19 protein-coding genes are annotated in these 19591 nt (G+C 71.1%); 3 read left to right on the top strand and 16 right to left on the bottom strand.

Annotated features, from left to right (window positions below; translation table 11 throughout):
• Positions 1 to 55: 55 nt before the first annotated feature.
• The 13 genes from leuA to hrcA all read right to left on the bottom strand — a co-directional run bounded on the left by leuA (position 56) and on the right by hrcA (position 13532).
• On the bottom strand, positions 56 to 1831 hold the full coding sequence (gene leuA / locus ACSW7Y_RS08370; RefSeq protein ID WP_438125841.1) for a 2-isopropylmalate synthase: 1776 nt from the start codon (positions 1829 to 1831) through the stop codon (positions 56 to 58).
• A gap of 234 nt (positions 1832 to 2065) precedes the next feature.
• Positions 2066 to 3466, bottom strand: coding sequence for an ABC transporter permease (locus ACSW7Y_RS08365; RefSeq protein ID WP_438125840.1), 1401 nt, complete (start codon positions 3464 to 3466; stop codon positions 2066 to 2068).
• Positions 3463 to 4215 (bottom strand): ABC transporter ATP-binding protein, encoded by a 753-nt coding sequence (locus ACSW7Y_RS08360; protein ID WP_438125839.1) that lies wholly within the window; start codon positions 4213 to 4215, stop codon positions 3463 to 3465. The genes ACSW7Y_RS08365 and ACSW7Y_RS08360 overlap by 4 nt, the downstream gene beginning before the upstream one ends.
• A gap of 139 nt (positions 4216 to 4354) precedes the next feature.
• Complete coding sequence (locus tag ACSW7Y_RS08355) at positions 4355 to 5041, bottom strand: response regulator (RefSeq protein WP_438125838.1); 687 nt, start codon at positions 5039 to 5041, stop codon at positions 4355 to 4357.
• Positions 5038 to 6270 carry a sensor histidine kinase gene (locus tag ACSW7Y_RS08350; protein ID WP_438125837.1) on the bottom strand — a complete coding sequence of 411 codons (1233 nt, stop codon included), beginning with the start codon at positions 6268 to 6270 and terminating at the stop codon, positions 5038 to 5040. Before ACSW7Y_RS08350 ends, ACSW7Y_RS08355 begins: the two co-directional genes overlap by 4 nt.
• Positions 6271 to 6362: 92 nt before the next feature.
• Entirely contained in the window at positions 6363 to 7292 is a 930-nt protein-coding gene (gene era, locus ACSW7Y_RS08345; protein ID WP_438125836.1) for a GTPase Era, read from the bottom strand.
• Positions 7289 to 8611, bottom strand: coding sequence for a hemolysin family protein (locus tag ACSW7Y_RS08340; protein WP_438125835.1), 1323 nt, complete (start codon positions 8609 to 8611; stop codon positions 7289 to 7291). The genes era and ACSW7Y_RS08340 overlap by 4 nt, the downstream gene beginning before the upstream one ends.
• Before the next feature lie 4 nt (positions 8612 to 8615).
• Positions 8616 to 9077, bottom strand: coding sequence for an rRNA maturation RNase YbeY (ybeY, locus tag ACSW7Y_RS08335; protein ID WP_290132045.1), 462 nt, complete (start codon positions 9075 to 9077; stop codon positions 8616 to 8618).
• Positions 9074 to 10198 (bottom strand): PhoH family protein, encoded by a 1125-nt coding sequence (locus ACSW7Y_RS08330; protein WP_438125834.1) that lies wholly within the window; start codon positions 10196 to 10198, stop codon positions 9074 to 9076. The genes ybeY and ACSW7Y_RS08330 overlap by 4 nt, the downstream gene beginning before the upstream one ends.
• Positions 10188 to 10541 (bottom strand): histidine triad nucleotide-binding protein, encoded by a 354-nt coding sequence (locus ACSW7Y_RS08325; protein ID WP_438125833.1) that lies wholly within the window; start codon positions 10539 to 10541, stop codon positions 10188 to 10190. Before ACSW7Y_RS08325 ends, ACSW7Y_RS08330 begins: the two co-directional genes overlap by 11 nt.
• Before the next feature lie 34 nt (positions 10542 to 10575).
• On the bottom strand, positions 10576 to 11313 hold the full coding sequence (locus ACSW7Y_RS08320) for a 16S rRNA (uracil(1498)-N(3))-methyltransferase (protein ID WP_438125832.1): 738 nt from the start codon (positions 11311 to 11313) through the stop codon (positions 10576 to 10578).
• Positions 11313 to 12425 (bottom strand): molecular chaperone DnaJ, encoded by a 1113-nt coding sequence (gene dnaJ / locus ACSW7Y_RS08315; protein ID WP_438125831.1) that lies wholly within the window; start codon positions 12423 to 12425, stop codon positions 11313 to 11315. Before dnaJ ends, ACSW7Y_RS08320 begins: the two co-directional genes overlap by 1 nt.
• Before the next feature lie 87 nt (positions 12426 to 12512).
• Positions 12513 to 13532: a heat-inducible transcriptional repressor HrcA gene (gene hrcA / locus ACSW7Y_RS08310; RefSeq protein ID WP_438125830.1), complete on the bottom strand. Its 1020-nt coding sequence runs from the start codon at positions 13530 to 13532 to the stop codon at positions 12513 to 12515.
• Positions 13533 to 13639: 107 nt separating this feature from the next.
• Here hrcA and ACSW7Y_RS08305 point away from each other — a divergent pair, with 107 nt between their 5' ends.
• Positions 13640 to 14086: a DUF4870 domain-containing protein gene (locus ACSW7Y_RS08305; protein ID WP_438125829.1), complete on the top strand. Its 447-nt coding sequence runs from the start codon at positions 13640 to 13642 to the stop codon at positions 14084 to 14086.
• A gap of 8 nt (positions 14087 to 14094) precedes the next feature.
• On the opposite strand, the gene hemW is transcribed toward ACSW7Y_RS08305, so the two are convergent.
• Positions 14095 to 15312, bottom strand: a complete 1218-nt coding sequence (gene hemW, locus ACSW7Y_RS08300) for a radical SAM family heme chaperone HemW (protein WP_438125828.1) — start codon at positions 15310 to 15312, stop codon at positions 14095 to 14097.
• Between the two features lie 28 nt (positions 15313 to 15340).
• Between hemW and ACSW7Y_RS08295 the strand changes: the two genes are divergently transcribed.
• A complete protein-coding gene (locus tag ACSW7Y_RS08295; RefSeq protein ID WP_438125827.1) occupies positions 15341 to 16033 on the top strand; it encodes an HAD family hydrolase in 693 nt (230 codons plus the stop codon).
• Positions 16034 to 16196: 163 nt separating this feature from the next.
• Here the strand turns inward: ACSW7Y_RS08295 and ACSW7Y_RS08290 are convergent, their stop codons facing one another.
• Positions 16197 to 16844, bottom strand: a complete 648-nt coding sequence (locus ACSW7Y_RS08290; protein ID WP_438125826.1) for a DUF1990 family protein — start codon at positions 16842 to 16844, stop codon at positions 16197 to 16199.
• Positions 16845 to 17116: 272 nt separating this feature from the next.
• On the opposite strand from ACSW7Y_RS08290, the gene ACSW7Y_RS08285 reads away from it, so the two are divergent.
• Positions 17117 to 17605, top strand: coding sequence for a hypothetical protein (locus ACSW7Y_RS08285; protein ID WP_438125825.1), 489 nt, complete (start codon positions 17117 to 17119; stop codon positions 17603 to 17605).
• Positions 17606 to 17609: 4 nt separating this feature from the next.
• Here ACSW7Y_RS08285 and lepA read toward each other — a convergent pair whose 3' ends face one another.
• A complete protein-coding gene (gene lepA, locus ACSW7Y_RS08280) occupies positions 17610 to 19457 on the bottom strand; it encodes a translation elongation factor 4 (protein WP_290132055.1) in 1848 nt (615 codons plus the stop codon).
• Between the last annotated feature and the right edge of the window lie 134 nt (positions 19458 to 19591).

The raw sequence follows: 19591 nt of genomic DNA, 5'->3' as shown, positions 1-19591 counted from the left end.
GGTGCCGGTCCGTCGGACCCGCACCGCGCCTCCCGGACGTGGACGCGACGAGCGCCTACGCGGAGACGAGCTCCGGCGACGGCGCACCGGACGCGGCCCCGGCACGGACCGCACGGTTCACCGCGCTGACGATCGCCTTGAGCGACGCGGTCGCGATGTCCGCGTCGATGCCGACACCCCACAGCCGGACGCCGTCGACGTCGAGCTCGACGTACGACGCTGCCTGCGCGTCCCCGGAGGCGCTCATCGTGTGCTCCGAGTAGTCGTACAGCGTGACCGCGACGCCCTGGCCCGCCATCACCTGGAGGAACGCGTCGATCGGACCGGTGCCCACGGCCTCCGCGCTGACCGAGCCCTCGTCGACGCGCATCGCGACCGAGAGCTTCGTGGTGCCGTCGAAGTCCGACGCGGTCGCCGTCTTGGTGATCTCGTACCGGCCCCACTTGTCCGACTCGTCGTCGGCGGGCAGGTACTCGTCGCGGAACAGGTCCCAGATGCGCTCCGACGAGAACTCGCCGCCTTCGGAGTCGGTGCGCTGCTGCACGACACCGGAGAACTCGATCTGCAGCTTGCGGGGCAGGTCGAGCGCGTGGTCGGTCTTGAGCAGGTACGCGACGCCGCCCTTGCCGGACTGCGAGTTCACGCGGATGACGGCCTCGTAGGAGCGGCCGATGTCCTTCGGGTCGACCGGCAGGTAGGGCACCGCCCACGCGATCTCGTCGACGGACTTGCCCGCGGCGGACGCCTTGGCCTGCATGGCGTCGAAGCCCTTGTTGATGGCGTCCTGGTGCGAGCCGCTGAACGCCGTGTAGACGAGGTCGCCCGCCCACGGCTGCCGCTCGGGCACCGGCAGCTGGTTGCAGTACTCGACCGTGCGCTTGACCTGGTCGATGTCGCTGAAGTCGATCTCGGGGTCGATGCCCTGCGTGAACAGGTTCATGCCGAGGGCGACGAGGTCGACGTTGCCGGTGCGCTCCCCGTTGCCGAACAGGCACCCCTCGATGCGGTCGGCCCCGGCCATGTAGCCGAGCTCGGCGGCCGCCACGGCGGTACCGCGGTCGTTGTGCGGGTGCAGCGAGAGGATGACGTCCTCGCGGTGCGCCAGGTTGCGCGACATCCACTCGATCGAGTCGGCGTAGACGTTCGGCGTCGCCATCTCGACCGTGGCGGGCAGGTTGATGATCACCTTGCGCTCGGGCGTCGGGCGGAAGACCTCGAGCACGGCGTTGCAGATCTGCACCGCGACCTCGAGCTCGGTGCCCGTGTAGGACTCGGGCGAGTACTCGTAGAAGACCTGCGTGTCGTGCTGCAGGTTCGCCTCGGCCGCCTTGCAGAGCTCGGCACCGTGCACCGCGATGTCCACGACGCCCTGGACGTCCGTGCGGAACACGACCTCGCGCTGGACGATCGAGGTCGAGTTGTACAGGTGGACGATGGCCTGCTTCGCACCGTCGATCGCCTCGTAGGTGCGGTTGATGAGGTGCTCGCGCGCCTGCGTCAGGACCTGGATCGTGACGTCGTCCGGGATGGCGCCCTCGTCGATGAGGGAGCGCACGAAGTCGAAGTCCGTCTGCGAGGCGCTCGGGAACCCGACCTCGATCTCCTTGTAGCCCATCCGGACCAGCAGGTCGAACATCGCCCGCTTGCGCTCGGAGTCCATCGGGTCGATGAGGGCCTGGTTGCCGTCGCGGAGGTCCACCGCGCACCACCGGGGCGCCCGGTCGATCCGCTTCGTCGGCCAGGTGCGGTCCGGCAGGTCGACACGGATCTGCTCGTGGAAGGGGACGTACTTGTGGATCGGCATCCCGGAGGGCCGCTGCGTGTTCTGCATCGATTCGTCGCTTTCGTCGTCAGGTGTGGGTCAGGCCACGACGGACTCCGCGACGAGGTGGGCCGTTGTGTCAGGCCTCGTCGCGGCAGCGAAGGAGGAGGAGTGCCGGGTACATCGACACCACCGTAGCACCGGTGTACCAACGGTGCGCAAGCGGCCTGGAGGCGCGGGGCGGGGCCGCCACGCGCCTCCAGGCCGACCGGTGCCCACCTCCGCGGGCGGCGGTGCGCACCCTCAGTCGACGGCCAGCGCCTCCGTCGGCGGGACGCGCATCGCGCGCCGCACCGGTGCGATCGTCGCGACGATCGCGAGGACCAGTGCACCGACGACGACGATGCCCACGGTCGTCGCCGGCAGTACCGGCGTGACGACGGTACCGAGCGTGCCGAGCAGCGTCTGTCCACCGACCCACCCGTACACGGTGCCGAGCACGAGCCCGGTCACGACGGCCGCCACGACCATCTGCACCGCCTCGGTCACGATCATCCGACGCACCTGGGCCCCGGTGAGACCGAGGACGCGGAGCAGACCGAGCTCCCGGCGACGCTGCAACACGCCGAGCGCGAGCGCGTTCACGACGCCGACCGCCGCGATCACCGCGGAGAACCCGACGATGACGCTGACCACGCCGTTGAGCTGGACGAAGAAGTCGCGTTGCGCCTCGATCATCGCCGGCGTCATGCCCTCACCGGAGAGCGTCGCCTCGAGGGTGTGCTGCATGATGCCGAGCGCGACCGCGAAGGTCACGAGGAGCGTCACGCCGATCACCAGACCGATGGTGGCGCGCGACGACCGACCCGGCGCGCGCATCGCGTTCCGTCCGGCGAGCAGGACGACCGGGTCCTTCGCACCGATGCGGCCGATGAGCTGGAGCACCGGGGGCATCACGATCGTCGCGCCGACGGCGACCCCGGCGAAGGACACGAAGCCGCCGAGGGCCGCCGGCAACACCGCGATCGGTGACGCCGCGCTGCCCACGAGCCCGATGGCCATGAGTCCGCCGCCGAGGACCATGAGCACGACGGCCCACACGCTGCGGGCACGGCCGGAGCGGACGTCGTCGTGGCTCGGCTCGACGCTCGACGACAGTGCTTCGAGGGGCGTCACGCTGAGCACGCGACGGGACCCTGCGGCGAACGCCCCCCACGTCGCGAGGACGACGGCGGCGACCGGCAGCACCAGCTCCCACGGCACGAGGGTGTACCCGGTGTCCGGCAGGAACCCGTTGCCCCGCAGGACCATGACGAACACGGCGCTCAAGCCGGTGCCGACCACCGCGCCGATCAGGCCGCCGACGACCCCGACGAGCAGGCCCGCGCGGGTGATCCGTGCGCGGAGCGTGGCCCCGGTCGCACCGACCAGACGCTGGAGGGCGATGATCCGGGTCTGCCCGGCGATGATCGTCGCGCACGTGTTCGCCGTGACGATCGCACCGACGTAGAGGGCGATGCCGAGGAACAGCCACCCGATGACCGAGAGGATGCTCTCCACGGTGCCGATGTCGTCGAGCCCGGTCGCTGCCATCGCCTCGGTCACGATGCCCGGGGCGATGACGAGCGCCGAACCGAACGTGGTGCCGAGTGCCGCGACGAGGATCGTGGGACGGAACTCCCGGAGCGAGGTCAGGGCGCTCACGCTGCCGCCTCCATCCCGAGCATCGTCGCGGAGATCTCGGCGGCGTCCATCGCGGGGCGGTCCCCCACGATGCGGCCGTCGGCGAGGAAGAGGATGCGGTCGGCGTTCGCGGCGGCCACGGGGTCGTGCGTCACCATGACGACGCTCTGGCCCCACTCGTCGACGGCTCCGCGCAGGATGCCGAGGACGTCCCGCCCCGTGCGGGAGTCGAGCGCGCCGGTGGGTTCGTCCGCGACGACGACGGCCGGCTTCGACGCGAGCGCTCGGGCGATCGCGACGCGCTGCTGCTGGCCGCCGGAGAGCTGGTGGGGACGGTGCGTCAGCCGGTTGCCGAGCCCGAGCATCTCGACGAGTCGGTCGATCCACGCGTTCTCCTCGCGCGACGTGCGGTGACCGCCGAGCAGGAACGGCAGCCGGATGTTCTCGCAGACGTCGAGGGTGGGCACGAGGTTGAAGGACTGGAAGACGAACCCGAGCCGGCGCCGTCGCAGCTCGGTGAGGTCGCGGTCGCCGAGGCCGGTGATGTCGACCCCGTCGATCTGGATCCGGCCGCTCGAGACCGCGTCGAGGCCGGCGGCGACGTGCATGAGCGTCGACTTGCCGGACCCGGACGGCCCCATCACCGCGGTGAACTCCCCCGCGCCGATGTCGACGCTGACGTCGTCGAGCGCCGTCACCCGGCGGGCGGCGTCGCCGTAGTGCTTGGACACGTGGTCGAGGCGGATGATCGGAGCGTGGCTGCTGGTCATGACTCCACGATGACGGCCGGGAGGCACGTCCCGCGTCGGTCGGTCGGCTCCTGTGGATGGTCCGCTCGGCTTGCTCCCCTGTGGACGGGTCATCCCTCCGGATGACGGTCCGTCGTGCTGTCGGCGTGCCGCGCCCGGCTCAGTCCTTCGCGACGAGCCCGTGCTCGTGCGCGAACACCACGAGCCGCACCCGGTCCCGCAGCTCGAGCTTCGTGAGCACGCGCGAGATGTGCGTCTTGACCGTCGCTTCGCTCACGAACTCGTGCGACGCGATCTCGCTGTTGCTCATGCCCTTCGCCGCGAGGTCGAAGATCTCCCGCTCACGGGGCGTGAGCTCGGCGAACGCCGGAGGCACCGTCTCCGCAGCCGGGGTCGTGTCCTCGTACCGGCGCAGCAGCTCACGTGTCGCCGACGCCGCGAAGACCGCGGTCCCGGCGTGCACGGTGCGGATCGCCGCGAGCAGGAACTCGGGGTCGGCGTCCTTCAGCACGAAGCCGCTCGCACCGGCGCGGATCGCCTTCGCCGCGGCCTCGTCGAAGTCGAACGTCGTGAGGACGAGGACCTTCGCACCGTCGGTGCCCGACTGCTCGACGATCCGCGACGTCGCCGTGATGCCGTCCATCACCGGCATGCGGACGTCCATGAGGACCACGTCGGGCCGGGCGCGCCGGACGAGCTCGACACCCTCGGCGCCGTCGCCCGCCTCGCCCACGAACTGCAGGTCCGGCTGCGAGTCGATGAGCATCCGGATCCCGGTGCGGAAGAGCGCCTGGTCGTCGACGAGCGCCACACGGATGCGGGCCTCGGGCGTCGGGGTCGTGGTCATCGTGCGGTGTGCTCCTGCTGGATCGAGGTGATGCGGTCGCGAGGCATCTGCCCGCTGGCGGGGACCGAGGGCATCCGGACCGCCACGACGAAGTCGTCACCGCGTGGCCCGGCGGTCATCGTCCCGCCCGTCATGGTCGCACGCTCGCGCATCCCGACGAGTCCGTGGCCGGTGCCGGGCCCGGCGCGGCCGTCGTCGGCGCGTTCGTTGACGACCTGGATCTCGACCGTGTCCGGTCGGTAGGAGAGCCGGGCGTGGACGGGAGCGCCGCGCTGTCCGTGCTTGTACGCGTTCGTGAGGCTCTCCTGCACGATCCGGTACACCGCGAGCTGGGTGGTGGTCGGCAGCGTCGACGGATCGCCCTCGCGCTCGACGTCGACGTCGAGCCCGATGTCGCGCATCTCGGTCACGAGCGGTTCGATGTCGTCCACGTCCGGTGTCGGCGCGGTGCCCTGTTCGTGCCGGAGCGCCCCGAGCAGCTCCCGGACGTCGCCGAGCGCACGCCGAGCCGTTCCCGAGATCGTGGTGAGGGCCTGGTCGGCGATCGCCGGGTCGGCCTTGAGGGCGTACCGGGCGCCGTCCGCCTGGGCGATGACGACCGCGAGCGAGTGCGCCACGATGTCGTGCATGTCCCGTGCGATGCGGACCCGCTCCTGCTCGACGGCGACCGCTCGGTCGGCCCGGGCCGCGTCGCGTTCGGCGAGGAGTTGCGCTTCGCGGCTCACGCTCGCCAGCCGACGGGTCCGACGGACGAGTCCGGCGAGCCAGGGCAGCAAGAGGACCAGGAGCACCCCGGCGAACGTGCCGAGCACGAGCTGCGCGAACTCAATCGGCGAGCGGGAGTAGTCGAACCGGTGCTGCTGCTGCGCGTCCTGCAGCCCGACGTACCCCGCGGCGATGAGTGCACCCCCGACCGCCGACAGGAGACCGGCGAGTCGCACACGACTGCTGCCGTACGCACTCGTGGTGAACATCACGCCGGCGATGAGGAGGTCCGCCGGGTCCGGGCCGAGCCCCGTCGCCATCTGGAGCACGGCGAACGCCCACGCGACGCCGAGGGCGAGCCCCGGTGAGAGTCGGCGGAGTGCGAGGGAGACCGTCAGTCCCGCGACGATGACCACGTCGAGCGGTGCCCACCCGGCCGTGCGGAGCAGGAGCAGGACCACACCGAGGAGGACCGCGACGATGACGTCGAAGAGGACCTGCGAGCGCAGCACGGGACGGAACACCACACCACGGTACGGCGCGCCGACCCCACGCGCGTCAGTCGATCGGCTGACGTGTCCTCGCCCGCCCGATGCGGTCCCCAGCGGACGGGTGTTCAGAAGCCGAGTCGGCCGAGCTGCTTGGGGTCGCGCTGCCACTCCTTCGCTACCTTCACGCGCAGGTTCAGGTACACGTGTCGGCCACCGAGCAGCGACTCGATCTCGGTCCGGGCGCGCGACCCGACGTCCTTGAGGCGTTCTCCGCCGCGGCCGATGACGATCGCCTTCTGGCTGTCGCGCTCGACGAAGAGGTTCGCGAAGATGCGCAGCGGACCGTCGGGGTCGTCGTCCTCGTCCGGCTCGACGACGTCCTCGACGACGACGGCCAGCGAGTGCGGGAGCTCGTCGCGGACGCCCTCGAGCGCGGCCTCGCGGATGAGTTCGGCGATGCGGTCCTCGTCGGTCTCCTCGGTCACGGTGGCGTCGTCGTAGAGCTGCGGCGACTCGGGCAGCAGCGCCGTGATCTCGTCGAGGAGCGGTTCGAGCTGCAGCCCGCGGGTGCCGGACGTCGGGATGATGACGTCCCACTCGCGGAGCTTCGACACCGCCAGGAGCTGCTCGCCGACCTTGTCCTTCGAGACGCGGTCGATCTTGGTGACGATCGCGATCTTCTTCGCCCGCGGGTACTGGTCGAGGGAGTCGTTGATGAAGCGGTCGCCCGGACCGATGGGCTCGTTCGCCGGCACGCAGAAGCCGATCACGTCGACGTCGCCGAGCGTCGACTGCACGAGGTCGTTGAGCCGTTCGCCGAGCAGGGTGCGGGGTCGGTGGACACCGGGCGTGTCGACGATGATGACCTGGCCGTTCGGACGGTGCACGACGCCGCGGATGGCTCGACGGGTGGTCTGTGGCTTCGACGAGGTGATGGCGACCTTCTCGCCGACCAGGGCGTTCGTCAGCGTGGACTTGCCGACGTTCGGCCGGCCGACGAAGGAGACGAAGCCTGCGCGGTACGGCTGGCCCTCGGGCGTGGTGGTGTCGGTCATGCGGAGGTGTTCCCTGTCGTGGTCGGCGTGGGGTCGTCGAAGGCGTGCTCGACGTCGGCGAGGGCGTCGGTCCGTTCGGCGAGGACGGAGACGAGGTGGCGACGCTTGCCCTCCACCCGCTCGGCGACGAGCACGATGCCGTCGACCGTGACGCGGTCACCGCGGGTGGCGAGGTGGCCCAGCTCCTTCACGAGCAGACCGCCGGCGGTGTCGACGTCGTCGTCGTCGAGTTCGATGCCGAACAGGTCACCGAGTTCGTCGACGGGCATGCGGGCCGAGACGCGCCAGAGGCCGGGCTCGACCTCGACGCGGTCGACGACGGCACGGTCGTACTCGTCCGAGATGTCGCCGACGAGTTCCTCGATGAGGTCCTCCATCGTGACGAGCCCGGCGACACCGCCGTACTCGTCCACCACGAGCAGCAGGTGGTTCTTGCCTGCCTGCATGGCCCGGAGCGTGTCGTCGGCGGCCTTCGACTCCGGGACGAACCCGGCCGGACGCAGCAGGCCGGTCACCGGTTCGGCACCGGCTCCCGGACGTTCGTAGAGCGCTCGGGAGACGTCGCGGAGGTACAGCACGCCGAGCACGTCGTCGCTGTCCTTTCCCGTCACCGGCATGCGGGAGACGCCGGCAGCGAGGAACTGCTCCATCGCGCCGGCGAGGGTGTCCTCACCGTCGACGGTGGTCATGTCGGTGCGCGGCACCATGACCTCGCGCACGAGGGTGTCGCTGAACTCGAACACCGAGTGGATGAGCTCGCGGTCGTCGGCTTCGAGCACGTTGCTCTCGGTGGCCTCGTCGACGAGCGACAGCAGCTGCTCCTCGCTCGACACCGTCGACGCGCTGCGACCCCGGCCGGGCGTGACCCGGTCGCCGATCGCCACGAGCAGGCCCGCGAGCGGACCGAGGACGATGCGGACGGCACGCACGAGACCACCCGTCACCGCGATCAGCCGCTCGGCGTGCGCGCGACCGACGCTGCGGGGGCTCGAGCCCACGAGGACGAACGACACCGCGGTCATCACCGCGGCGGACACGACGAGCGCCACCCACCACGTGTCGAACACGGTCACGAGCGCGATCGTGACGAGCACGGCGGCGGCTGTCTCGGCGAGCACCCGGACGAAGTTCAGGGCGTTGACGTGCGCACCGACGTCGTCGCCGATCGCCTCGATCGCACGGCGGCGCTTGGCTCCGCGTGCGATCTCGTCGAGGTCCGCGCGGGAGAGCACGGACAGTGCCGCGTCCGACGCCGCGAGCACACCGCCGCCGACGACGAGCACGAACGCCACCGCGAGCAGGACGGCGACGAGCAGCATCAGCTCACCGTCCTCGGTGCTGGGCGGCGAACGCGGAGAGGATCTCGCCCTGGATGCCGAACATCTCGGCCTTCTCCTCGGGCTCCGCGTGGTCGAAACCGAGGAGGTGCAGGATGCCGTGGCACGTGAGCAGGAGCATCTCGTCCGTGGTGGAGTGCCCCGCGGTCTTCGCCTGCTCCTCGGCCACCTGCGGGCAGAGGACGATGTCGCCGAGGAGCCCCGCTGGCGTCGGGTCGTCCTCGGTGCCGGGCCGTAGCTCGTCCATCGGGAAGCTCAGCACGTCGGTCGGGCCGGGCTCGTCCATCCACCGCACGTGCAGCTGCTCCATCGCGCCCTCGTCCACGAGCACGATCGCGAGCTCCGCGTCGGCGTGGACGTGCATCGCGTCGAGCGCGAAGGAGGCGAGGCGCTGGATCGCGGCCTCGTCCACCTCCACCCCGGACTCGTTGTTGAGCTCGATGCTCACCGGTTCCCTCCTCGGGAGTCGTTCTGCGGGTACGGGGACCGCTGGCGGTCCTGCGGGACGCGGCCGCGGCGTTCCGCACGGTTCACGCCGGCGGGGTTGCCCTCGGCCGCCGAGCCACGACCACCGGAGCGGTACCCGGCCTGCTCGGCGAGGCGTTCCTCGTCGTAGACGGTGTACGCGTCGACGATCCGACCCACCAGCGTGTGGCGGACGACGTCCTCGCTGCCGAGGCGGGCGAAGTGGATGTCGTCGACCTTGTCGAGGATGCGTGTCACGAGCCGCAGGCCGGACAGGTTGCCGGGGAGGTCCACCTGGGTGATGTCGCCCGTGACGACCATCTTCGACCCGAAGCCGAGACGCGTCAGGAACATCTTCATCTGCTCGGGCGTGGTGTTCTGTGCCTCGTCGAGGATCACGAACGAGTCGTTGAGCGTGCGTCCGCGCATGTACGCCAGGGGCGCGACCTCGACCGTGCCGGCCGCGAGGAGCTTCGGCACGAGCTCGGGATCCATCATCTCGTTGAGGGCGTCGTACAGCGGCCGCAGGTACGGGTCGATCTTGTCCGTGAGCGTGCCCGGCAGGAACCCGAGTCGCTCGCCGGCCTCGACCGCGGGGCGCGTGAGGATGATGCGGTTCACCTCGCGCCGCTGCAGTGCCTGGACGGCCTTCGCCATCGCCAGGTACGTCTTGCCGGTACCCGCCGGGCCGATGCCGAAGGTGATGGTGTGCTCGTCGATCGCGTCGACGTAGGCGCGCTGCCCGTCGGTCTTCGGACGGACGGACTTGCCGCGACTCGACACGATCGGCGTGCCGAAGGTGTCCGACGGCTTGCGGTCGTCGTCGAGGATCCGGGCGGACATCGGGATGTCTGCCGGGCCGATGTCCTGCCCACGCTTCACCATGCCGACCAGTTCGTCGACGAGCGCTCGCGCACGGGCGACATCGCGTTCCGGCCCGGTGAGGCTGACCTCGTTGCCGCGCACGACGACCCGGACCCCGGGGTACTGGCGTTCGACGGTCTTCAGCAGCCGGTCCTGGGGACCGAGCAGCTGCACCATGGCGATGCCGTCGACGGTGAGCTCGGACGTGGTGTCCTGCTCGAGTGGTTCGTTATCCGGCAAGGGAGCCTTCCTGCAGTTCACCTGCGAGTACGTGCGCGTGCACGTGGAACACGGTCTGACCGGCTGCTTCGCCGGTGTTGAACACGAGACGGTACTGGCCGCCCGCACGCTCGTCGGCGATGCGCTGCGCGGTGGCGACCACGTGGGCGAGGAGGTCCGGGTCCCCGGACGCGAGCTCCGTCACGTTGCGGTACTGCTCGGTCTTGGGGACGACGAGCACGTGGACGGGAGCCTTGGGCGCGATGTCCTCGAAGGCGATGACGCGGTCGTCCTCGGCGACGACGGTCGCCGGGATCTCGCGCGCGATGATCTTCGAGAAGACGCTGGGCGTGCTGGTGCTCATGGCTCCATCGTAGAACGCGCCGCCGACGGCGGGCCTACCAGCGTCCGAGCCGCGTCTGGAGGATCGACAGCGCCGCCGGGCCCGCGGTCGAGGTCCGGAGCACGGTGTCGCCGAGCCGCACCCGCAGTGCCCCCGCGGCGACGAGACGGTCGAACTCGCTGCCGTCGATGCCGCCCTCCGGACCGACGACGAGCGCGATGTCCTCGACGTCCACCGGCGGTTCCCACGCGGAGAGCCGGACGTCGCCGACCGGGTCGAGCACGAGCAGCGCCCGCCCGGTGCCGACGGTACCGACCAGCTGCGCGGTGGTGACGACCGGCTCGACGACCGGCACGCGCGGGCGGATCGCCTGCTTCGAGGCCTCGTGCGCGATCGCCTCCCACCGTGCACGGCCCTTCTCGACCTTCGCGCCCTCCCACCGGGAGACACTGCGCGCCGCCGACCACGGGACGATCCGGTCGACGCCGATCTCGGTCGACGCCTGCACCGCCATCTCGTCACGCCCGCCCTTGGCCAGGGCCTGCACCAGGGTGAGCGTGGGCGACGGCTCCGGCGAGACGTCCGCCGCGGCGACCTCGAGCACGAGGGCGTCGCGGTCGGTGGACAGCACCGGGCCCGTCACGACCGTGCCGCGCCCGTCGCCCAGACGCAGCGTCTCGCCGACCCGTACCCGTGCGACCGACACCGCGTGGCGACCTTCCGCCCCACCCAGCGACACCTGATCGCCGACGGTCACGCCGTCGAGCGATGGGACGAGGTACAGCGACGCCATCAGAAGTTGAAGAAGCGGTCGCGGAGCTTGCCGAACATGCCCTGCTGGAACCGGGCGAGCTGCGGCTTCGTCGCCTTGTGCGACTTCGCGAGCTGCTCGACGAGTTGCCGCTCCTTGTGTGACAGCTTCGTCGGCGTCACGACCTGCACACCGACGCGCAGGTCGCCGCGCCCGTTGCCGCGGAGCTTCGTGACCCCGCGGTCCTTGAGGACGAGCACGTCGGCGCTCTGGACACCGGGACGGATCTCGAGCTCGACCGGGCCGTCGAGGCCGTCGATCGTCGCCGTGGTGCCGAGGATCGCATCGGTCATGCCGACCTCGAGCGTCGCGAGCAGGTCGTCGCCGTCGCGGCTGAAGACGTCGTGGTGCCGCACCCGGATCTCCAGGTAGAGGTCACCGGACGGGCCACCGGCGGGACCGACCTCGCCCTGGCCGGGCATCTGGAGGCGGAGACCGGAGTCGACGCCGGCGGGGACGTCCACCGGGATCGAGCGACGGGCGCGCACGCGGCCCTGCCCCTGGCACGTCGGGCACGGGTTCGGGATGACGGTGCCGTACCCGCGGCACGTGCCGCACGGCGCGCTCGTCACGACGTTGCCGAGGAGCGAGCGGACCTGACGCTGGATGTGGCCCGAGCCGCCGCAGATGTCGCAGGTGCGCGGGCTCGTGCCCGGAGCGCAGCACGAGCCGTGGCAGGTCTCGCACAGCACGGCCGTGTCGACCTCGACCTCCTTGTGGGTGCCGAAGACGACCTCGTCGAGGTCGACGTCGATGCGCAGGAGGGCATCCTGCCCACGCTCGGCGCGGCTGCGGGGGCCGGAGCCCCGACCGCCACCGCCCCCGCCGAAGAACGCGTCGAAGATGTCGCTGAACCCCGCGGCCCCGCCAGCGCCGAACGGGCTGTCGGCCTGCGGACCGGCGTCGTACCGACGGCGCTGCTCGGGGTCGCTCAGCACGTCGTACGCGTGCGTCACGTCCTTGAAGCGCTCGGCGGCGTCCGGGCTCGGGTTCACGTCCGGGTGGAGCTCGCGCGCCAAGCGTCGGTAGGCCTTCTTGATGTCGGCATCGGAGGCGTCCGGCTGGACGCCGAGGACGTCGTAGTGGTCTGCCACGTATCCCTCAGAGTGTTTCGGTTCGGTCGGTCTGGAGGCCCGGTGTGGGTCGTGCGCGAGGGTCGCGCCGACCGCGGTGCGGGTTGGTCAATGTTCGCCCAGGAGCTTGGACAGGTACCGTGCAACCGCGCGGACCGCGGCCATGTTGGTGCCGTAGTCCATCCGCGTCGGGCCGAGCACCCCGAGCCGAGCCACCTCGCCGCCGGCGAGGTACCCGCCCGCGACGATGCTCGTGGCGTCGAGCCCGTACTCGGCGTTCTCGACGCCGATGCGCGCGGCCACGGCGATGTCGTCCACCTGCATCTCCCCGAACAACCGGAGCAGGGTAACTTGTTCCTCGATCGCCTCGAGCACGGGGAACAGGCCACCGGAGAAGTCCGACTCGCTCTTCGCGAGGTTGGCCGCGCCGGCCATGAGCAGGCGGTCCTGGCGGTTCGCCGCCACCTGCTCGATGAGCGTCGCCACGACGACGCCGGCGAGCGGCTGCACGTCGGGTCGGAGCTGCTGCGGCACCGCGCGGAGCGCCCCGGGGACGTCCTGCAGGAGCAGCCCCACCGTCGCGCCGTTGACGACCGTGCGGAGTTCGGTGAGCGCGGACTCGTCGAGGCTGACGTCGCTCTCGACGACGCGCTGCTCCACACGGGCGGTGTCGGTGATGAGCACGACCATCAGTCGGGTGTCGCCGAGCCGCACGAGCTCGACGTGCTGCACGCGGGCGCGCACCATCGAGGGGTACTGCACGAGGGCCACCTGGTTCGTCAGCTGGCTGAGCAGGCGGACCGTGCGGCCGAGCACGTCGTCGAGGTCGCCCGAGGCACCGAGGAACGTCTCGATCGCGTGACGCTGTGCACTGGACAGCGGGCGGGCGGCGGCCAGGTGGTCGACGAAGACCCGGTACCCCTTGTCGGTCGGCACCCGACCCGACGACGTGTGCGGGGCGACGATGAGCTGCTCGTCCTCGAGCTGGGCCATGTCGTTGCGGATGGTCGCGGCACTGACCCCGAAGGCGTGGCGGTCGACGATGGACTTCGAACCGACCGGTTCGCGGGAGGCGACGTAGTCCCGCACGATGGCCTTGAGGACCTCGAGGCTGCGTTCGCTGACCACCCGTTCCCCTTCCCGTCCGCTGGCACTCTCGTGTGTCGACTGCTGATCCTACGCCCGACCGCCGACAGCACGGGACTTCGGTCGGCGCTCGTCGGTACGCTTCCCGCATGACCTACGGACAGCAGCCCGGCGGCCCTTCCGACCAGCAGCCGGGGAATCCCTACGGACAGCAGCCCGGCGGCCCCGGCGGCCCCCAGTACCCGCCGAACTACCCGGCCCAGCGGCCGATGAGCCCCGAGGACCAGCGGCTCTGGGCGACGCTCACCCACGTCGGCGGGATCTTCTTCAGCATCGTCGTGCCGATCGTCGCCTACCTCGTGCTGCGAGACCGCGGACAGTTCGTGCGCGAGCACACGCGGGTCGCGCTCAACTTCCACATCACCATGGCGATCGCCGGTTTCGTCGGCGGCATCACGTCGTGGCTCGGCATCGGGGTGCTCATCCTGCTCGCCGTGGCCGTCCTGACCGTGGTCTTCGCGATCATGGCGGCGCTCGCGGCGAACCGCGGCGAGTTCTACAAGTACCCGCTGTCGATCGAGTTCATCAAGCAGTAGCCGGGCCCTCAGTCGAGCAGCTCGCGGACCACCGCGTCCGCGAGCAGCCGGCCCTGCCTCGTCAACTCGACCCGTCCCCGCACCGCGGCCGCGCCGTCCACGAGACCACGTGCGATGAGCCCGGCGACGCGGCCACGGGCCTCCCGGCGGAGTTCCGACGTGGCGAGCTCCCCGCGGACCCGCGCCGCGAGGAGCACGCGCTCGACGTACCGCGTCTCGTCGTCCAGGGTCTCGCGACCGGCGGCCGGCGACTCCCCCGCGAGCACGCGGTTCGCGTACGCGGCCGGGTGCTTGACGTTCCACCAGCGGGTGCCCGCGACCGCGGAGTGCGCGCCGGGGCCGACGCCCCACCAGTCGTGGCCCTTCCAGTAGGACAGGTTGTGGCGGCTCGCGTGGGATCCGCCCCGCGCCCAGTTCGACACCTCGTACCAGGAGTACCCGGCCGCACCGAGGACGTCGTCGGCGAGCTCGTACATGTCGGCGGCGAGGTCGTCGTCGGGGGCGGGGAGCTCACCGCGGGCGACCATCCGCCCCATCGCGGTGCCCTCCTCGACGATGAGCGAGTAGGCGGAGACGTGGTCCGGAGCGCAGGCGATCGCCGCGTCGAGCGAGGTCCGCCAGTCCGCGAGGGACTCCCCCGGTGTCGAGTAGATGAGGTCGAGCGACACGTCCAGGCCCTGCTGCTTCGCGAGGTCCACCACGAGCGGCACCCGCTCCGGGTCGTGCGTGCGGTCGAGCGTGGCGAGGACGTGCGGCACCGCGGACTGCATGCCGTAGCTCACACGGGTGAAGCCGCCCTCGCGGAGCGTCTCCAGCGACGCGTCGTCGACGGAGTCCGGGTTCGCCTCGGTCGTGACCTCGGCGCCGGGCACGATGCCCCACGTCTCGTCGATCGCGCGGAGGATCATCACGAGGTCGTCGGCCGGCAGCATCGTCGGGGTCCCGCCGCCGAAGAAGACCGTGGAGACCGGGCGGCGCGGGACGCCGGAGCGTTCGAGGACCGCAGCGGCGAACCGGATCTCCTGCACCGCGTGCCCCGCGTAGTCGTCGCGGCGGACCCCGCGGAGCTCCGAGGCCGTGTACGTGTTGAAGTCGCAGTAGCCGCACCGGACCCGGCAGAACGGCACGTGGACGTAGACGCCGAACGGGACGTCGCCCGCTCCCGGTCCGGGGGTGATCAGTCCGTCCGACGGAGCGGGATCGGCGATCGGCAGGGCGCTCGGCATGGACTCCATTCTCGGTCATGATGGAGGCATGGAGCACCACACCGTCCCCACCACGGTGCTGTGGGACATCGACGGCACCCTCGTGCTGAACGCCGCCTCGCCGGGCAACCTCTACCACCTGGCGCTCGAGCGGGCGGTCGGCCGCGACCTCACCCTGCGCGTCGGGCACCAGCACGGACGCACCGACGCCGGCCTCATCGCCGAGCACGTCCGGGCGCACGACTTCGACGACGCGCTCATCCCCACGGTGTCCGGACACCTGCGTGACCTCACGGACGAGCGCTTCCGTGCCGGCGACCACCGGAAGCCGGCGCCGGGTGCCCGTGAACTCGTCCAGCGCTTCGCCGTGCTCGGCTGGCGCAACGGGCTGCTCACCGGCAACTCCGAGCACCGGGCACGGGTCAAGCTGCGCGGTGCGGGCTTCGACCTCGAGGCGTTCGACTGGGCGCACTCGTTCTTCGGCGACGAGGAGGTCGACCGCGCCGGCGTCACCGGCCGTGCGGCGGACGCGCTCCGTGGCGAGCGAGCCGTGATCGTCGGCGACACCCCGCGGGACGGCGAAGCAGCGGACGCGGCGGGGATCCCGTTCCTCGCGGTCGCGACGGGCGTGTACGACGTCGAGGCGCTCCGGGCGACGAGTGCGGTCGCGGTCGCGCGGGACTGCGTGCAGGACGTGCGCGTCATCGAGGACGCGATCGCCGCGCTCGCGCCCCTGCGCTGAGGAGCATCCCGCGGCGCGCGGCCGACGAGACTCGGGCACGCGGACGGTTCCGTGCCGTCCGGCCCGCGGAAGTGTCCGCCGAGCCGAGACTCGGCAGGCATGACGTCGAGCGCGGCGCGGACGTCGCGCACGCCCCGCGCGGGGCGTCAGTCGCTGCGGGGCGTCAGTCGCCGCGCAGTGCCGCGAGGTACTTCTCGGCCATCACCCGCTGCTGACGACGGAGGAGCGGCTCGACGAGGCGCCACTTCCGGCTCGCCGGCTGCGAGAACTGCCGCAGCTGCAACCAGACCGACCCGTCGGGCGTCCGCTCGACGACGAAGGACTCCTCGCCCGAGAGCGGGTGCCCGTCGAGCGTGCCGTACGCGAAGCCCTTGCGGTCCGTCTCGTCGATGATCGACACGACCCGGACCGGCGCGTGCACGGTCTGCCCGAACGCGTGCATCGTGAGCGTCGCGGTCGTCCCCGCGGTCAACAGCGGTGTGCCGTCCGGCGCGAACCGCTCGACCTTCGGGGCCCCGATGGACGCGGGCGCGATCGGGACGCCGTGCTCGTCGAACGTCACCGGGTTGTAGCGGACCTCGTCGTCTTCGGGCTGGTCGTCGACGTGCACGCGGATGCCGCTGCGCTCCTGGATCTGCCAGGAGAGCGCCTGCGTCACGGCGGTCTCGAACCGGGCGTCGCCGTGGCCGATCCGCGCCCGTGACTCGGTGGGCGTGAAGCCCTCCGGCGGGTACGTCATGAGGTCCGACGCCTGGGTCGCGCCGACCGCGCCGTAGGTCAGGGCGGTCCGGTAGCTGCCGCGGGAACTCATGCCGACCAGCCTACTTGGCGGTGCGAACCGTCACGACCCAGCTGCCGCGGGAACGCATGCCGACCAGCCTCCTCGGCGGTGCGAACCGTCACGACCCAGCTGCCGCGGGAACGCATGCCGACCAGCCTCCTCGGCGGTGCGAACCGTCACGACCCAGCTGCCGCGGGAACTCCGACCAGGCCACGTTCACGCTCGGAGAGCGGCCGACGCGCGGCTGCGCTGCCCCGAACTGGAGGCTCGGATCACCTCCGCCACACCGCTATCGTCGGTCCGTGCCCACCTCGACCGCCGACTCCCGTCCGCGGACCGACCGCGCCACGCCGACGCTCGGGAGCCTCACCGCCGTGGCCTTCGCGGGCGCGATCGCCGCTCGGGTCGCCGTCGACCTGTACGAAGCCCGCGCCGCCGCGCCGGTGCGGTACAGCACACAGCCTCCGGTCGACTGGTACCCGTTCGTCAGCACCCTGCTCGCGCAGGTCGCCGTCGCGTGCATCGGTGCGGGCGTCCTGCTCTTCGGCGCGCTGCTCGTCGTGGTCGTCCGACGGCAGCGCCGTCGCCCGGTCACACCGTGGCTCGTCGGCGGGGCGCTCCTGCTCGCACTCGCCGCGACCGCCACCTCGGTCGTCGCGGGTCAGCAGACCACGTTCGTCGCGATGACGGAGTGGAGCACCTGGCGGACCGCACTGGCGGGACTGGCCGCCGCGTGCCTCCCGGCCGTGTGCCTCGCTGCCTGGCGGGCGCGCGCGGATCGCGCCCGCTGAGCAGCTACTTCTTCTTCTCCTCGACGTCGCCCGAGAGCGCCGCGATGAAGGCCTCTTGCGGGACCTCGACGCGACCCACCATCTTCATGCGCTTCTTGCCCTCCTTCTGCTTCTCGAGGAGCTTGCGCTTGCGGGTGATGTCACCGCCGTAGCACTTCGCGAGGACGTCCTTGCGCATCGCCCGGATGCTCTCACGGGCGATGATGCGAGCGCCGATCGCTGCCTGGATCGGCACCTCGAACTGCTGGCGCGGGATGAGCTTGCGGAGTCGCTCGGTCATGAGCGTGCCGTACGCGTACGCCTTGTCGCGGTGGACGATCGCGCTGAACGCGTCGACCTGCTCGCCCTGGAGGAGGATGTCGACCTTGACGAGGTCGGCCGCCTGGTCGCCCGTGGGCTCGTAGTCGAGCGAGGCGTAGCCCTGCGTCTTGCTCTTGAGCTGGTCGAAGAAGTCGAAGACGATCTCGCCGAGCGGGATCTCGTAGCGGATCTCGACGCGGTCCTCACCGAGGTACTCCATGCCGAGCAGCGAGCCGCGGCGAGACTGGCAGAGCTCCATGATCGCGCCGACGTAGTCCTTCGGCGCGAGGATCGCCGCGCGCACCATCGGCTCGCGGACCTCGACGATGCGGCCGCCCGGGAACTCGGACGGGTTCGTGACCTCGGTCACCGAGTTGTCCTCGTTCGTGACCTCGTAGATCACGCTCGGGGCGGTGGTGATCAGGTCGAGCCCGAACTCGCGGCTCAGGCGCTCGGTGATGATCTCGAGGTGGAGCAGGCCGAGGAACCCGCAGCGGAACCCGAACCCGAGCGCCACGGAGGTCTCGGGCTCGTACACGAGAGCGGCGTCGGACAGCTTGAGCTTGTCGAGCGCCTCGCGGAGGTCCGGGTAGTCGGAGCCGTCGATCGGGTACAGCCCGGAGAAGACCATCGGCTTCGGGTCGGTGTAGCCGGCCAGCGGGTCGGTCGCGGGCTTCTGGGCGCTCGTGACGGTGTCGCCGACCTTCGACTGGCGCACGTCCTTCACACCGGTGATGAGGTAGCCGACCTCGCCGACGCTGAGGCCCTTCGTCGGCTTCGGCTCCGGCGACGAGACGCCGATCTCGAGGATCTCGTGCGTCGTCTTCGTCGACATCATCTGCACCTTCTCGCGCGGCGAGATGGTGCCGTCCACCATGCGGACGTAGGTGACGACGCCTCGGTAGCTGTCGTAGACCGAGTCGAAGATCATCGCGCGGGGCGGCGCGTCGACCGTGCCGACGGGCGGCGGGACCGTGCCGACGACGCGGTCGAGGAGCTCGGGGACGCCGACACCGGTCTTGCCCGACACACGGAGCACGTCCTCCGGCTTGCCGCCGATGAGCTGCGCGAGCTCGGCCGCGTACTTGTCCGGCTCGGCGGCCGGGAGGTCGATCTTGTTGAGGACCGGGATGATCTCGAGGTCGTTCTCGAGCGCGAGGTAGAGGTTGGCGAGCGTCTGCGCCTCGATGCCCTGCGCGGCGTCGACGAGCAGGATCGCGCCCTCGCACGCGGCGAGTGAGCGCGAGACCTCGTACGAGAAGTCGACGTGCCCCGGGGTGTCGATCATGTTGAGCGCGAACGTCTTGCCGTCGAGCTCCCACGGCATGCGGACGGCCTGGGACTTGATCGTGATGCCGCGCTCGCGCTCGATGTCCATGCGGTCGAGGTACTGCGCGCGCATCGCCCGCTCCTCGACGATGCCGGTGATCTGCAGCATGCGGTCGGCCAGCGTGGACTTGCCGTGGTCGATGTGCGCGATGATGCAGAAGTTGCGGATCGCCTCGGCCGGGGTCGCGGCGGGCTCGAGCGGCGCAGATGCTTGTGGGCTCACGGTTCCTCAGGGGTCGGGACGGTCGAACGATTGTCCCACGTCCGCGCGCCGGCGGCGCGCACCGCGGGCGCCCTGTGGAGACGGCGCGCAGCCCGGGACGCTGTGCAGGACGGACTGGAGGCGCGTGGCGGGCC

It is taken from the genome of Curtobacterium flaccumfaciens, assembly GCF_051548005.1.
GTDB lineage: Bacteria > Actinomycetota > Actinomycetes > Actinomycetales > Microbacteriaceae > Curtobacterium.
The sequence above is the reverse complement of the archived record's forward strand: the minus strand, read 5'-3'. Positions and strand labels throughout refer to the sequence as shown.